Genomic DNA, 15,040 nt, shown 5'->3' with positions numbered 1-15,040 from the left:
AGCTTTAAGCAAAACTGCTTTCTGAAATAACGTAGCAATTGCGGCCATTCGTTTTAGCCTGATAGAGTGCGCTGTCGGCTTTTTCATACACCTGCGCCAGCGTTTCATGGCCATCTGGTGTTACCGTTACCACACCTTGCGATATGGTTACGTGGTCCGCAATCGCACTGAATGCATGCGGATAGTGAATGTGTTCGATGGAATCCTGAATGCGCTCCGCCGCTGCGCGGGCGCCTTCAACATCGGTATTTGTCAGCAGAATCAGGAACTCTTCGCCACCATAGCGACCAACAAATTCACCGCTGCGACAAAACAGTTTATTCGCCGCTTGCGCAATAGTGTGCAGGCAGCGGTCCCCTTCGATGTGGCCGTAATTATCGTTGAAGGGTTTGAAGTGATCGACGTCAAACAGAATGACGCTCAAGGACATTTCGTGACGACCATGCCACGAAATCATTTCGCGCAGTTTCTCATCCATAAAGCGGCGGTTAAAGACCTGAGTCAGACCATCTTCGTTGGCCTGATGTTGCAAAATACGGTTGAGTTCTTCGAGCTTCGCACTGGTGCGCTTCAGTTCTCGACGCATGTTGGCAATGCGTTGCATCGCCAGCAACTTAGAGTTGAGCACCATTTTATCAACGGGTTTAATCAGATAGTCATCGCCACCTGATTCAATCGCGCGGGCGATCATCGAAGGCTCGTCGTGGCTGCTGAGAAAAATGATGGGAATCCACTCCTCATCATAACGACGACGAATTTCCTGAGAGACTTCAAAACCGTCCATATCCGGCATCGAAACATCGAGCAGGATCAGTTCAGGTTCAAAACGCGGATAAATATCCAATGCATCACGTCCGCTCGACGCGACCTCGACAGAATGGCCTAATTGCTTGAGGCGAATCGCGAGTTGCATCCGCTCCAGTTGAATGTCATCAACCAGTAATATCCTCATGGATGAGCCGGAACCTAACATCGACACCTCTTTGCAATACAATCATATGCTTACCTATAGCATAACTTTCTCACGCTTTCACTGCTTTATTTGGCCTGTTGTATTGACTTTTCAGCGGAAGTTTTTAGCATTGCCTTTTTCATTAATGGAAACTTTTTCATGTCAGAAACTACACAAACTGAAGCTCCGAAAGTGGACTTAGAAGCCATTTCTCCAGAACTACGCCAGGTGCTTGAATTCGATCAGGTACCCGAAGAGATGTTCTTGATGGTCACCTCTATTCACGAAGTCTCTGAAGAAGCGGTCCGTGAAGCTTGGGATAGCCTGCCAGCTAGCGCACAAAACGTACTGGACAACTTTGAACAGTTCCACGCGCTGATTTCAGTAAGCCAAGCATTTGCTGGCCTAAACGTGATGGAAGAGTTCCCAACCCTGAATCTTCCAAAAGAGATGACTGAGCAAGATAAAGAAGAATACCGTGCTCAGCTGCTGGATCAGGTACTGCACAGCTGTGTGAAAGACATGGTTAAGCAAATTAAGAAAGCGCGTCGTGATGCGATCCTTAAACGTGATTTCAAAGAAGTGTTTCAGAAGTAATCAACATTTCCGATGAATGAAAGCCCGTTGCCTTTGGTGACGGGCTTTTTTGTTGTTGGATACATACCATTCCCTGCCTGCGTTTTCGTTCCTTCTCACTCCCTATTCATCAAGTTGTCACCTTTCGAGTGCAGAATTGCGCTCCATTTTGGACTTTTTGCACAATAAAAGCACACCTTGACGCTCGAACGCTCATTTATTATGATCAAGATCAAAATTGCTTCAGGGAAAACTCCGCTTTTGTGCGGTTTAGTGTTTTCATACGAGCATTAAGATACAAAAACGAAAATCAAGGCCAATAAAATGAAACAGAACTTAAGCTCAACACGTTTTACTGAAAATGAAGTGCTCGACATCATCATTGTTGGTGGTGGTATCAATGGCGCAGGTATCGCAGCCGACGCTGCGGGTCGTGGACTGAAAGTGGGTATGTATGAAGCGCAGGATTTTGCCGGCGCAACCTCTTCTGCCAGCTCTAAGCTTATCCATGGTGGTCTGCGCTATCTTGAGCATTATGAGTTTCGTTTAGTGAGTGAAGCACTTGCCGAGCGTGAAGTTCTGTTGAAAAAAGCGCCTCACATTGTAAAGCCGATGCGTTTTCGTTTGCCGCATCGCCCGTTCCTGCGTCCAGCCTGGATGATTCGTATTGGTCTGTTCCTGTACGATAACCTAGGTAAACGTACTTCTTTGCCAGCGAGTAAGAAAGTTGCGCTGAAGGCAGGCGAAGTGATGAAACCGGAAATGAAAATTGGCTTTGAATATTCAGATTGCTGGGTCGATGACGCTCGTTTGGTGATCCTGAACGCGATTCAAGCTCAAGAGCTGGGGTCAGAAGTGATGAACTACTGCCGCGTCGAACACGCAAGCCGCGACGGCGATATCTGGACAGTGACACTGTTTGATGAGCGTACACAACAACGTTTCGTGCGTAAGAGTCACGCTCTGGTTAACGCAACGGGCCCTTGGGTTAAGCAGTTTTTGGACGAAAGCATCCATGTTCGCTCCCCTTACGGCATTCGCCTGATCAAAGGCTCACACATTATCGTGCCGAAGATTCATAACGAAGAACAGGCGTACATTCTGCAAAATGAAGACCAGCGTATCGTATTCGTGATTCCGTACCTGGGTAAATACTCGATGATCGGTACCACTGACGTGGAATACAAAGGCGACCCGCGCAAAGTGGCAATTTCGCAGGAAGAGCGCCAGTATCTGGTCGATATCGTCAATAAACACTTTGTACGCGAAATCAGCACATCAGATATCGTATCTGAATTCAGCGGTGTGCGTCCTTTGTGTGATGATGAATCCAACTCACCACAAGCGATCACGCGTGACTACACGCTGTCGTTGGATCAACAAGGTGAAGAAGCACCACTACTGTCTATCTTTGGCGGTAAACTGACCACATACCGTAAACTGGCTGAGTCCGCGATGAAGCATTTGTCGCCATTCTTCCCGAACATGAAAACAAACTGGACCAACGAATCTACACTGCCAGGCGGCGAAGATTATGTGTACAGCAACATCCGTAACGAACTGAAACGTCAGTACCCGTTCGTCAACGATGCCACGCTGGATCGCTGGCTAACTTGTTACGGCAGCCGTACCCGCAAACTACTGGCCGATGTCGCATCCATTGAAGATCTGGGTACCCAATTCAGCGATACGCTGTTCCAACGTGAAGTGGACTACCTGATTGAAAACGAATATGCCTACAAAGTGGATGATATTTTCTGGCGTCGCAGCAAATTGGGTATCGATCACGACAGTGCCACGATTGAACAGGTTGCTCAATACCTTGCAAAGTGTCACTCCTCACACGTTGAGCCTGCCCTCAAAGCCGTGATTTAACTTTCGCTCTGTTCAAGCCTTGATTAAAAAAGCCACCTTCGGGTGGCTTTTGCTTTTCTCTCAGCTTTCACTGTGACGCAGCGCTTCCAGTTTGTTTTTCAACAATGCGGGCAACGTATAAAGCAACAGCAAGCGAATAGCGTGGTTAACCATCACAAACGCGGGTTCTAAACCCAGCAGCAGGGCTACCGCGGTCATCGCTTCGACACTGCCCGGAACCCAAGACAGTAGCATGACCATCCAAGGAATTCCGAGTAAAAGAGAGGCGATATAGGAAGTTACAATCGCAACCGACATCCCAATGATGGTGACCATCACCCCCGCTTTTGAATAGGAAACGGCTTCACGCAGTGTAGTCTCGGCCAATCTGGCACCAATCAATACGCCCAATAAAGAGGTGGAAAAGAGCACCAACCATACGGGCACCGCAATGGAAACTGGCGCCATAATCCCGTTACACGCAGCGGCAATGACTAACGAAGCGATCATGTAAGGCGCCGGGATACCGAATCGTACCGATAACTTGCCGCTCACCATACTGATGGCGACGATTCCAGCCAGCACACTCCACTGCTCTAAATCCAGCGTGATACTCTCTTTCACCACTTCCGCAGCATTACTGGAGACAATACCAGCCAGAATAATCAGGATGATTAAGCGCACTGAGTGGGCATAAACGACTTTCGGTGACGGCTTGCTTTCTGATTCACTGATCACCAGTATCGCAGCCATCGCGCCCGGCACTGCTGCCAATAACGATTCGAACGGATTCCAGCCTTCACGTTTATGCAGCCACCAGAAGCTGCATCCCGTTTGCAACATCAAGCAAATCACCAAGCCAACAATCACGGGCACACTGATGGTATGCGCCAATTCAGCGATTGATATCGTCGCGCCAACGCTGATACCCAGCACGACCTGAATAAACATCAGTAACGTTTTAGGGATACGCAACGCATGGTGAAAGCGCTTACGCAGAAGGATCACCGCAAATGCCGACAAAAACAGTCCGGTCAGCGGCAAGGTAACAATCTGTGCAGCCAGAGAACCGACCGCCGCAATCGCCAGAATTTGCGCCAGATTAGTGATAGAAGCTCGTTCGAACATGTTTCGCTCTTTTAATACCACAAGGACAACCATCAAGGTCGCCGTTCATAAGAAGATGCAAGTTGAAATTTTTGTGCTGAATACAATGAACGCCGTCACCTGAGTCCTAAACGCTCTCAATGCGCAGCCATCTGCACAAAAAGGCGAAGAAAAACGGGCAGAGAACGAACAGATAGCAGCGTCGTGCCATTCTACCTCTACCCAAGATCAATTGCATCGACACACTCAGGTCACTGCGCGTAAACAGGGTGATAGCATCGTTTTTAATGCCTGATTAAGATACGCCATGCGCTGAGGTAATACGCGGTGACGTTTGTGTATCAGATATAAGGTTTCATACACTTGGGTTTCGCTCTGCCATACCGCAATGCTGCTCTGATCAACAAAGCTACTGATCGCCGACTTCGGTAACAAAGTAAACCCCAACCCTTTCGCAACAGGTATCAGTATCTGATTGATTTGATTTACATAACTTTTCACTTTGAGACGGGCGGTATCCAGATTGCGAAGCGCTTCATCATCACAGCGTGACAAGTAAAGTGACAAGTAATGCTCCGCATCAGGGTGACTGACTAATCCCAGTTCCAACAGCGTTTCTGCTCGATGGCAGCGCTGCTCATACCCTTTGGGCACCACAATAAACAACGGCTCCTGCCCGATTTCTTCTACTTGCAACATGCTTTGATTAGGCACGTAAGTCACAATGCCCACATCCGCGTCTCCATCCTCGATTTGACGCATGATGCGCAGATTAGGCGCTGCTTCCACTTCAATCGATAACCCAGGATGTTGATGCTGAATATCCAAAAGCTGCGGATATAACGTCAACGCCATCGCTCCCGAACACGCCAACTTATAGCGGCCAGAAAAAGGATCATCCTCACCGAGTTTAATCAGTAGGTTACGTTCATTTTGTTCTTGTTGGCAGGCGTAGTCATACACCATTTTGCCCTGCTCAGTGATCTCAAATGTTTTATTGATGCGCTTAATCAGGGTATGACCACACGCTTCTTCAAGTTTCCTGACATGCTGACTCACCCCTGGCTGGGTCATAAACAGCTTATCGGCGGTCTGGGTAAAGTGACCCGTTTCAATCAGAGTTTTGAAGGTTGCCAACCAGTTCGGATTCAACATAGCTTCACCATAATAATAAATTATCAAAATAAGAATATATGATAATTTTTATCGCATCTACGTTTTGCTTAATCTGTGCCTGTTCCAAAACACAAATCAAAACAAACGAGGTCATTATGTCTAATACTTATCCACGCGTTTTCTCTCACATTGGCATCTCAGTGCCCGATCTGGATGCGGCCGTAAAATTTTATACTGAAGTGCTGGGCTGGTACGTCATTATGCAGCCTACTGAAATTATTGAAGATGATTCAGCGATCGGCGAAATGTGTACCGACGTGTTTGGCTCAGGCTGGGAACGTTTTCGTATCGCTCATCTGTCAACTGGCGATCGGATTGGTATTGAGCTGTTTGAATTCAAGAACCAACAAAATCCGGAAGACAACTTCGAATACTGGAAAACAGGTATCTTCCACTTTGCGGTGCAAGATCCAGACATTGAAGCACTTGCTGAAAAAATCGTCGCCGCTGGCGGTAAAAAACGCATGGCCGCACCACGATTCTATTACCCGGGTGAAAAGCCTTATCGCATGATTTACATGGAAGACCCATTCGGTAACATTCTTGAGCTTTATAGCCACAGCTACGAACTTCACTACTCTGCTGGCGCCTACAACTGATCAAAGTATCAGCCACCTGCTTGATTAACGCAGGTGGCTGATGTTGTTCAAGCTCTGCTTTGACGAGCAGACAGCCACTTTCTGCTCCAGAGCTGATTTAGCTGGCCACACAATACAATCACCAACGCACCAATCAAAACCGGTGTTACCAGAAATGACCAACTTTGCCCGGTTAACATGATCAGCAACGGATTAGCGCCTGCCGGCGGATGCGTAGTTTTGGTCACTAACATCAAACTGATCGCAAACCCTGTGGCAATCGCCAAGCTCCATGGCTCCACGGGCAGCCAATGCACAAATACAAGCCCCACCGACGCCGTAATCAGGTGACCGAAAATCACGTTCTTTGGTTGCGCCAAGGGACTGTCCGGCACACCAAATACCAAAACTGCCGTAGCCCCAAATGGCGCCATTAACCATAGCCCCGCACTGCTCCAGGCATCTGCGTAAGAAAGTAAACCAATCGCACAGGTTGCCGCGAATCCGGCGAGCAAAGCGGACTTCAAATGATTCATTCTGTTTCTCCTTGTAAGTAGACCAACTTGTCTACCAATTTAAAATAGACAAGTCTGTCTACCTATGTCAACATCAATTTTATCGACACGGGAGAAACGTATGAGTGACAAGCGCGAGCAGTTGATCCAAACCGCACTGCTGCTGTTTTATCAATATGGTATTCGGGCGATTGGGATTAACGAAGTGCTCAAACAATCGGGCATTGCTAAGAAAACGCTCTATCACCACTTCAGCAGCAAAGAAGATTTGGTGCTGGCAGCATTGCAATATCGTGATGCCATCTTTCTTGATTGGTTGCGCGGAGAAGTTAAATCCTTTCATCCAGGCTTAGAGGCCATGCAAGGATTGTTTACCGCGCTGGATCGCTGGTTTCACAACGACGTACCAGAACTGAATCCGTTTCGCGGCTGCTTTTTTATCAACACCGCCGTTGAGTATCGGGAAGATAATCCGCATTTGGCCGAGTACTGTCGAGCGCACAAAGCCAAAGTCCGCGACTTAGTGCGTCAATGCCTGACCGACGAACAAGCCCAGCAGGCAGAGTTGCTGGACACGTTGTGTGTGCTGAAAGAAGGAGCCATTGTGACAGCGCAGGTCAACGGCGACATGAATGCCGCCCGGCCCATTCTGAGTTTGCTGCCACGTTTGTTGGCTTAATTATTGGCGCGCGACCAGATTAGTTGGTTGCCCTTTGGCAAACGCCACAACGTTATCAAAGGCATGCTTGAAATAGAGCTCGTAGCTTTGACGCTCGACGTAGCCCAGATGCGGCGTGCACAGCACATTGGTAAGGTTTAGTAACGGCTGCGAGCCTGATTCACAAGGTTCTTGCTCATACACATCAACCGCGGCAAGGCGGGTTGGGCATTCTGTCATTGCACGATACAACGCGTTAGGTTCCACCAGCTCTGCACGACTGGTGTTCACAAACAATGCATCCGATTTCATCGCGGCAAGATCCTGATACGTCACAATGCCGCGCGTGGCCTCATTCAGTCTCAGATGCAACGAGATAATATCTGCGCTGGCGAAGAATTCGGCCTGACTTTCCGCAGCGCTGAAACCGTGCTCACCGGCAAGTTGGCGTGATGCCTCACTGCCCCACACTAACACTGGCATACCAAACACCTTGGCATACTGCGCGATTTTCTGGCCAATTTTGCCATAACCCCAGATACCGAGAGTTTGCCCGGCAAGCACTCGCCCTAGCCCTAGTCCGTCATTTTGCTGCCAATACCCTTGTTGAAACTGCGTTATATACTGCGGAATATGGCGAGAGGCGGACATAATCAGTGCCCAACACAACTCTGCAGGAGCAGTCGGTGAGCCAATCCCCTCTGCGATCTCAACGTCATAGCGATGACACAGATCGACATCAATATGATTACTGATTTTACCCGTTTGGCTGATGAGCTTCAGGTTGGGACAGCGCGCCAGCAATGATTCGGTGATCACGGTGCGTTCACGGATCAGCACCAAGGCATCAAAAGGCGCTAAAGCAAGCGCCAACGCTTCTTCCGTCTCAAACGTGTGGTTAAACACCGTCACGTTATAGCCATCCAACAGTTGAAAGACTTTCAACCCGCGTACTACATCCTGATAGTCATCCAGAATTGCGATCTTCATTGTCATTAGTCCGTTTGTTTCACGTAGTTAATTGGATTTTTGATTTTATTGTCTGATGCGTCACACGGACTTATAGATCAGGTATTCCCCTTTGCCGACCGTGAGCAGACTGGTGGTAAATTCGTCACGCTGTTCAAAGTAGTCGACAAAAGTTTGTATCTCGTTTGCGTGTGAAATGGCGTTGTCGACCACAATCACGCCACCTGGTTTTAAGCGCGCTAACACAGGTTCAATCAATTGAGGATATACACTGCGCTGAGTATCCATAAACACCAAATCAATCTCTTGGGGTGCATGGTGTATCTGTTCAAGCACATCGCCGACTAATATATCGATCGAATGTTCAACCCCAACCCGCTTAAAGTTGGCCATGGCCTCTGCCACTTTATGTTCGCTGCGCTCGATCGTAAAGATTTGCCCGCCTTCAGGCAGTGCAGCCGCGAACCATAGCGTGGAATAGCCATTTGATGTACCCAGTTCCAGTATGCGTTTTACCTGACAGCTTTTGACTAACCAATAGAGAAACTCTCCGGTATCACGGGTGATGTTAAGGTACTTGAAATTTCTATCCTGCTGCTGAGCGTCATTGTTGATTCCCTGCTGTTCCAGTGCATTCAACAGAGTCTGCATCTCAGGGCTGAGTTTGTTTTGCATGTTGCTCCTCCTTCTGCCACACCGTTTACCGCTTTATTGCAACCAGCTAAATGAGCGTCGCAAAAACGCGGTGCCGTTTTCGGTAATGCGTTCACCATGCGCCATCACGATTTGATGGGGTTGCCAGGTCAACATAGTATCGAGATGCTGCTTCGCCTCGCGTTTATGGAAGGTAAAGCTGAGACGCCAATCCAGTGGCATTTTTCCGTGAGGTGCCACCACACCGGCTGCTTTGGCTAGGGACATTTTCCAGCCGCCAAACGCTTTGGGTGAGAAGTTTTCAATCAGGTCAGTCACAATCAGCGTCGCACTAGCGCGATGAAAAAAGACCGCCTCCTGCATCACCTTAGAACCGGTAAAGAGCAGATATGCGAACTCTTCATGCCAAGGGCTAACGAACTCTGCATTCAACACGCCATCAAAGCGGAGATCCGGCCGTTTATCGATCACCTGCTGTGTACCGTAGGTACGAGCATTAGGATAGGCTTGTTGCCAGTCATGGACGAACAGATGGTGCAGATGATTGGGCGCGATCAAGTATTCCACCTCCCCCAACGCATCAATCTCTTGTTGCAGTTCAGGTGTCAGACGAATCGGACTATGAATCCAGAGTTTATAGTTAGCTTGCCTGACCACCGTCATTCGAGTGGTATAAGGCAAAGTAAAGAAAGGCACCGCCTCTCCATCTACAATCCAGATATTTTCGCCAATTGCATGCATGTTGCACCTCTCTGTTGGAGTTTCACACGTTCAGTTGATACACAATTTCTCGTACGACAGGAATGACCGATACCACTAATAAGGTCGCCATCACCCAGTTAAACCATTGTCGTTGCTTTGGAGACTGAAGCCATTTTTTGAGTAACGACCCAAACATCAGCCATACGCCGACACAAGGAAAAGAGACAACAAAAAAGGTCGCCGCGATAGTCAGATTCTGAGTGACAAAGTTTGCTCCTACCGTGGTGAAAGCCGCAATCGCTCCAGTTGCCACCACCCAGGCTTTGGCATTCACCCACTGGAAAAGTGCCCCTTTCATAAAACCAAACGGTTGAGTTTGTGCCGCCGTCTGAATGGCATCCGATGAGCGGGCAATCAACCAGGCAAGATAAAGTAAATAGGCCGTACCGATGCATTTAATGAGCAGGTGCAACATGGGAAAGAGATCAAACAGCTGGCCAAATCCAAGCCCGACCAACAGCAGCATCACCGTAAAACCGACACAAATCCCGGTCAGCAGAGGCAAACTCTTCTTTACGCCAAAGTTAAGCCCCGACGTCATCACCATAATGTTATTGGGGCCGGGCGTAACCGATGAGGAGATCGCAAACAGAATCGTTGCCCACAAATATTCCATATCCCATTCTCCTTAGTTAAAGGGATCTGCTCACCGAGCGGTCCGTTTCAATCCAGTAACGCGCCAGTTCACACCCAAATACATCTCCCCAGATCAGGCTTTCAAACACGCCACCATTGCGTTCAATTACCCCTCTCGACGCCCAGTTGTTCGAGTCCGCGACCAGCAGTGCACGTTCAATGCCTAAATCGTGTGCGTGTTGCAGAGCAAGAGACAGCATTTGGCACCCGGCCCCTTTTCTACGATGTGATGGCGCAACGTCGTAACCGATATGACCACATTCCAGACGCAAAAAGTCATTCTCAATATGGTGCCTGATACGGATGGCGCCAATAACTCGCTCTTCATCATCCACCAGCCAGAAATGGTTGCAAGGCACATAGCCCGGTGGTAAACCAATGCCCCGAGCTTGATCATTAAGTTGCAGCACATATTGTCCGAAATCATGCTGACTGGGTTCGTAATAAGCGGCATTGTCAGGATCATGGGCAACAAAATCCTGATAAAAATTCGCAAATGCACGCTGATAATTGAGATGAGGAGACACTAGTTTCAATACTTATTCCCTTCAGACAAAAAGAGCCCGATTTCGGGCTCTTTAAACATCAAGCGATCCATTAAAACTTAACGACTTCACCCGTCAGCGCGACACCCGCGATTACCGCACCGGCGCCGCATTGGAATGTCTCTTTATTCGAAGTCAGGTTGTTTTTGTAGTTCGATTTGATATTGATCACCGCGTTTCCGCCTTCCTTAACGGCGCGATCTTTCAGAGCCAACATCGCAGAAAGAAATACCCACTGGCACGCTTCTTCATCCGTTTTGTTGAACGAGTTGGTTTTTTTGTTGGTTTTAAACTCACCCATCGCTTTCACCACTTTTGGGTGCTTTTGATCACCAAAGAAAAAGCGAATGTCGTCGCCCAATTTAGCCTTGGCGGCTTCTTGGCTTAACGCATCTTTAATCGAGTAATTACCAATATCATCACGGGCATAAGCCGAAGCAGAGCAAAGCACTAAAGCGGAAAGGATCGCAGGAAGGATCTTTTTCATTGTTTTATCCTGAAAATGGTGGAACTGCGGCAATTGATTTGCCTTGTTAAGAAACTCATACCATATCGGTTTACCAAGCCGCCTGTAAACAACTTATTGATGCAGCAAATCATTTACAGGCTGTAGTTCTCAGTTTCGCAACCGGAAAGAGTCACCTAATCCGCACATTGGCAGATTTCGGTGGTGGTCATGGCTTTAATCGGGACTCGAAAACTGGAGATATGTGACAACACAAAAGAGTGGTGATGACGAATCAGTTCCGCTGAAGCATGCGGTTTATCGTGCGTAGTATGGGCATCGGTTGCCAGTTTGATGGCGTACCCCAATGCTGCCGCACGACGAGTGGTAGTATCAACGCAGAAATCCGAGGCATACCCGCAAATGATCAGCTCATCGATATCCTGCTCTTCCAACAACGAACGCAGATCCGTGTGATGGAACGAATCCGGCGTGGTTTTGCGAACGAACAGATCACCTTCTTCGGTATTCAAATCGTGCTGCAGTTGCCAGCCTTCACTCTCATACTTGAGTTCAGGGTATTCCGGCTCTTCATGCTGAATAAAGATAACGGGATAGCCTTGCTCTCGGGCCCATTTGCTCAGGGTATTGATATTGCGAATCACATCTTTAGCCGCGTAAGGCTTGGGGACAGGTTCGAAAAGGGATTCCTGAACATCGATAATCAGTAACGCTTTATTTTTCATACCACATCTCTCTGAATCTTTGTGCAATCATCTGAATATACTTTCAAATGACCTTAACCTTCTCTCAACAAGCATAATTCACCTTCGGCGATCCTTCATTGTTGAGTTTTATTCCAATCATATTCCATTTGTCTTGTGGTACGTTCTGCCAAAGACATTGAGTCAAGTACTGACACCAGATACAAACTCATATCAATGCCGGCAGAAATCCCGGCCGACGTCGTGATATTGCCGCTGCGAACCCAACGCACCTTTTCCTGCACATCAAGCGCCGGAAACATCGATCTCAAATCGGCGATGTCTTCCCAGTGCGTGGTCACTGGCTGGTCAGTTAAAACACCAGCCTGCGCGAGCAAAAAGGCTCCGGTGCACACAGAAGCCACTTCTTTGGCCTCTCTTGCAGCGCCGCGAATCCAATCGAGAACTTCAGTCTTTTCCAGTTCTGCGGTGTGTACACCACCAACCACAATCAAAACATCAATCGGTGGATGATTCTGGAAGCAATAATGGGGATTCACCAAATACCCACCGCGCGCCTTGACCAAGGTGTCATGTTGCGCCACGAAAAAGACATTCCAATCATTGCCTGCCAAACGTTTTGCTGTACTGAGCACCTCAAACGGCCCGGAAAAATCGAGCACTTCAGCGTCATCATAAATATAAATCGCGATATTCATCCCTGAACCCTTATTTGTTATCTATTCGACACGTTGTGTGTAGTGGTCGAATGCTGTCACCTTCACATAGCCGTGGGATTCATACAGCGCTTTCGCCTGTTCATTATCGACCGCAGTCGCCAGTTTTACTGTGAGCGCCTGCGTCTCTTTGGCATAGTGACTAATATGTGTGAGCAATAGTCCAGCAACACCCTGACGACGCGCCGCAGAGGAAACAAACAGATCGTTCAGATACCACATCCTTTTCATCGCCACCGATGAAAAGGATGGATACAACTGGGCAAATCCGAGCAGCTTGCTGTCGTGTTGCACCACGAAAATCACCGAGTCCCGCGCATCTAACCGCTGCGCGATAAAATCGCGCGCGGCGCTGAGGTTGGCGGGTTGATTGTAGAACTGGCGGTAAGCATCAAACAGTTCCGCCACCGCGCTTAAATCCGAAGATGTTGCTTGTACAACCTGCATCCTTACTTCCTTGCAGTTACAGCACGATTTGCGTCGTGACTTCAGTTTTGACGGAATTCGCAATAAAGCAGTTTTCATGCGACTGATGATGCATTTTTTCCAGCATTTCAAGATTAGGTTGCTTGTCGCCAGAGAAGACCACTTTTGGTTTTAACACCACTTTGGTCAATGCCACTTTACCCTGTTCATTCGGTTCAAGTGTTCCGACTGCATTATCTTCGTAGGATTCGATCACATAACGTTTCTTGGCTGCAATCGACAAAAACACCAGCATATGACAACTCGACAATGCCGCAACCATCGCTTCTTCCGGATCGACGTTGGCTTCCACTGAGAGTGGTAGCGGCACAATGTGAGGAGATGCCGAAGCCGGGACGGTGATGCCACCATCAAATTGCCATTCGTGACCACGACTGTACTGATTATCACTGAACACTTCGTCCGGCTGACGTTGCCACTTGACGGTTGCGCCATACTGCGACATGCATTTCTCCTGTTGCTTAAGTTCTCGATACGGTAGATAGCCACGCGCCAGCGCCTACAAACACGCCGCCAGTCAGACGGTTAAACAGCTTGGCGCGTCCTTTGGCCAGAATCCAGGTGGAAGATTTCGCGCCCAGATAGGCATAAAAGCACAACCACGACAGCTCCATGATCATGAAAGTCGAGGCAAAAATGGCATACTGGGTAAACAGCTCTGCTTGCGGGTCAATAAATTGAGGGAACAAGGCTGTGAAAAACAGAATGGCTTTGGGGTTACTGGCTCCGACGATAAAACCACTCACGTAATGGGAACGATAGCCCGCAACCTGACTGCTCTCGCCATTGGCCATTTCATAGTGATCTTGTGTTGAGGTCAGTGCTTTTAAACCAAGGTATGCCAGATAAGCCGCGCCCAGCCATTTCACCACATTAAAGATGATTTCTGATGAAGCGATAAGGACGCCAAGACCAGTAAACGACAGGGTCATGATTCCCGTAATGGCCGTCAGGCTGCCTAACGCGGTCGCGAACGCGCGACGCCAGCCAGAGACCACACCTTTAGTCATGCACAACAGAGAACTCGGCCCAGGTGATGCAGTTAAAATCAGCACAGCCAGGGCGTAAACCATCCAGGTTTCAATCGACATAGGAAACTCCTTTTCCTGAGTTAATAAATTAGGGTTGCTGCATCATGCCAGTGCAACTGACGATGCCATCTTATGCGGTTTATCCTGACCGCGCAGAAATTCAACCATACGCATAAAACGATGAAATGTTAACCAATTTTTATGCTATGCCGTGCACTAGGCTTAGCCAAGCACGCCACTGGCATACAAGCGCTGATATTCCATAACCGCCAGCTTGTCGGCGTCAGTTTCCACCGCATTTGGATCAATATTCGCCCAGAAGACTTCATCCGCCTCATGACAGGCGATATCGCCGCTCCATTGCGGAATCACGTAATAATGCAGAAGCTGTAACTCTCCGGTCGGGTGATACAGAGAACAGAGGTATACCGATTTTTGTGGGGAAACGGCCAACTCTTCATCAAGCTCACGAAGCAGCGCATCGGTCTGGTTTTCCCCCAGTTCAATATGCCCGCCCGGAATCGCGACGATGTTTGGATCATGCGTTTTCGCGGCAGAGCGCTTTTCCAGCAGCATCTGATCATTCTTAACCAGCAAAAACGACACACATTCAAACACTTCCATTTTGACTTCCTTCTTCGATGATGCCTGTGCT

General features: G+C 48.4%; 20 protein-coding genes. 4 read left to right on the top strand and 16 right to left on the bottom strand.

Going from position 1 to position 15,040, the window contains the following annotated elements; translation table 11 throughout:
* Positions 1-4: 4 nt before the first annotated feature.
* On the bottom strand, positions 5-973 hold the full coding sequence (locus JIG40_RS20345; protein ID WP_020328447.1) for a diguanylate cyclase: 969 nt from the start codon (positions 971-973) through the stop codon (positions 5-7).
* Between the two features lie 138 nt (positions 974-1,111).
* On the opposite strand from JIG40_RS20345, the gene JIG40_RS20340 reads away from it, so the two are divergent.
* Both JIG40_RS20340 and glpD read left to right on the top strand, forming a co-directional pair.
* The gene (locus tag JIG40_RS20340; RefSeq protein ID WP_020328445.1) at positions 1,112-1,549 is read left to right on the top strand and encodes a DUF3069 domain-containing protein; all 438 of its coding nucleotides are present in this window, start codon (positions 1,112-1,114) and stop codon (positions 1,547-1,549) included.
* A 303-nt stretch (positions 1,550-1,852) separates the two neighbouring features.
* The gene (gene glpD / locus JIG40_RS20335) at positions 1,853-3,403 is read left to right on the top strand and encodes a glycerol-3-phosphate dehydrogenase (RefSeq protein ID WP_020328444.1); all 1,551 of its coding nucleotides are present in this window, start codon (positions 1,853-1,855) and stop codon (positions 3,401-3,403) included.
* A 60-nt stretch (positions 3,404-3,463) separates the two neighbouring features.
* Here glpD and JIG40_RS20330 read toward each other — a convergent pair whose 3' ends face one another.
* Together JIG40_RS20330 and JIG40_RS20325 are read right to left on the bottom strand one after the other, a co-directional pair.
* Complete coding sequence (locus JIG40_RS20330; protein ID WP_199465979.1) at positions 3,464-4,510, bottom strand: AbrB family transcriptional regulator; 1,047 nt, start codon at positions 4,508-4,510, stop codon at positions 3,464-3,466.
* 225 nt (positions 4,511-4,735) lie between these two features.
* Positions 4,736-5,644 (bottom strand): LysR family transcriptional regulator, encoded by a 909-nt coding sequence (locus JIG40_RS20325; RefSeq protein WP_199465978.1) that lies wholly within the window; start codon positions 5,642-5,644, stop codon positions 4,736-4,738.
* Positions 5,645-5,760: 116 nt separating this feature from the next.
* Here JIG40_RS20325 and JIG40_RS20320 point away from each other — a divergent pair, with 116 nt between their 5' ends.
* Complete coding sequence (locus tag JIG40_RS20320) at positions 5,761-6,264, top strand: lactoylglutathione lyase family protein (RefSeq protein WP_020328440.1); 504 nt, start codon at positions 5,761-5,763, stop codon at positions 6,262-6,264.
* Positions 6,265-6,311: 47 nt separating this feature from the next.
* Here the strand turns inward: JIG40_RS20320 and JIG40_RS20315 are convergent, their stop codons facing one another.
* Positions 6,312-6,779 (bottom strand): HPP family protein, encoded by a 468-nt coding sequence (locus JIG40_RS20315; RefSeq protein ID WP_199465977.1) that lies wholly within the window; start codon positions 6,777-6,779, stop codon positions 6,312-6,314.
* 100 nt (positions 6,780-6,879) lie between these two features.
* Here JIG40_RS20315 and JIG40_RS20310 point away from each other — a divergent pair, with 100 nt between their 5' ends.
* Positions 6,880-7,437 (top strand): TetR/AcrR family transcriptional regulator, encoded by a 558-nt coding sequence (locus JIG40_RS20310; protein WP_199465976.1) that lies wholly within the window; start codon positions 6,880-6,882, stop codon positions 7,435-7,437.
* On the opposite strand, the gene JIG40_RS20305 is transcribed toward JIG40_RS20310, so the two are convergent.
* The 12 genes from JIG40_RS20305 to JIG40_RS20250 form a co-directional block, all read right to left on the bottom strand.
* A complete protein-coding gene (locus JIG40_RS20305; protein WP_199465975.1) occupies positions 7,438-8,406 on the bottom strand; it encodes a D-2-hydroxyacid dehydrogenase family protein in 969 nt (322 codons plus the stop codon).
* A gap of 60 nt (positions 8,407-8,466) precedes the next feature.
* On the bottom strand, positions 8,467-9,060 hold the full coding sequence (locus JIG40_RS20300; protein ID WP_172571348.1) for an O-methyltransferase: 594 nt from the start codon (positions 9,058-9,060) through the stop codon (positions 8,467-8,469).
* 33 nt (positions 9,061-9,093) lie between these two features.
* Positions 9,094-9,780 (bottom strand): DUF4336 domain-containing protein, encoded by a 687-nt coding sequence (locus JIG40_RS20295; RefSeq protein WP_199465974.1) that lies wholly within the window; start codon positions 9,778-9,780, stop codon positions 9,094-9,096.
* Positions 9,781-9,802: 22 nt separating this feature from the next.
* Complete coding sequence (locus tag JIG40_RS20290; RefSeq protein WP_100267772.1) at positions 9,803-10,417, bottom strand: LysE family translocator; 615 nt, start codon at positions 10,415-10,417, stop codon at positions 9,803-9,805.
* A gap of 16 nt (positions 10,418-10,433) precedes the next feature.
* Complete coding sequence (locus tag JIG40_RS20285; RefSeq protein ID WP_199465973.1) at positions 10,434-10,973, bottom strand: GNAT family N-acetyltransferase; 540 nt, start codon at positions 10,971-10,973, stop codon at positions 10,434-10,436.
* Positions 10,974-11,034: 61 nt separating this feature from the next.
* Positions 11,035-11,469, bottom strand: coding sequence for an excinuclease (locus JIG40_RS20280; RefSeq protein ID WP_199465972.1), 435 nt, complete (start codon positions 11,467-11,469; stop codon positions 11,035-11,037).
* A 155-nt stretch (positions 11,470-11,624) separates the two neighbouring features.
* Positions 11,625-12,173 carry a cysteine hydrolase family protein gene (locus JIG40_RS20275; RefSeq protein WP_020328431.1) on the bottom strand — a complete coding sequence of 183 codons (549 nt, stop codon included), beginning with the start codon at positions 12,171-12,173 and terminating at the stop codon, positions 11,625-11,627.
* A 95-nt stretch (positions 12,174-12,268) separates the two neighbouring features.
* Positions 12,269-12,850: a DJ-1/PfpI family protein gene (locus tag JIG40_RS20270; protein ID WP_199465971.1), complete on the bottom strand. Its 582-nt coding sequence runs from the start codon at positions 12,848-12,850 to the stop codon at positions 12,269-12,271.
* Between the two features lie 21 nt (positions 12,851-12,871).
* The gene (locus JIG40_RS20265) at positions 12,872-13,315 is read right to left on the bottom strand and encodes a GNAT family N-acetyltransferase (RefSeq protein WP_199465970.1); all 444 of its coding nucleotides are present in this window, start codon (positions 13,313-13,315) and stop codon (positions 12,872-12,874) included.
* Positions 13,316-13,331: 16 nt separating this feature from the next.
* Positions 13,332-13,799 carry an OsmC family protein gene (locus JIG40_RS20260; RefSeq protein WP_158143237.1) on the bottom strand — a complete coding sequence of 156 codons (468 nt, stop codon included), beginning with the start codon at positions 13,797-13,799 and terminating at the stop codon, positions 13,332-13,334.
* Between the two features lie 16 nt (positions 13,800-13,815).
* Complete coding sequence (locus tag JIG40_RS20255; protein ID WP_199465969.1) at positions 13,816-14,445, bottom strand: LysE family translocator; 630 nt, start codon at positions 14,443-14,445, stop codon at positions 13,816-13,818.
* 162 nt (positions 14,446-14,607) lie between these two features.
* Complete coding sequence (locus tag JIG40_RS20250; protein ID WP_199465968.1) at positions 14,608-15,009, bottom strand: NUDIX domain-containing protein; 402 nt, start codon at positions 15,007-15,009, stop codon at positions 14,608-14,610.
* Between the last annotated feature and the right edge of the window lie 31 nt (positions 15,010-15,040).

This window comes from Vibrio sp. bablab_jr001 (assembly GCF_016464285.1).
GTDB lineage: Bacteria > Pseudomonadota > Gammaproteobacteria > Enterobacterales > Vibrionaceae > Vibrio > Vibrio fluvialis.
The sequence above is the reverse complement of the archived record's forward strand: the minus strand, read 5'-3'. Positions and strand labels throughout refer to the sequence as shown.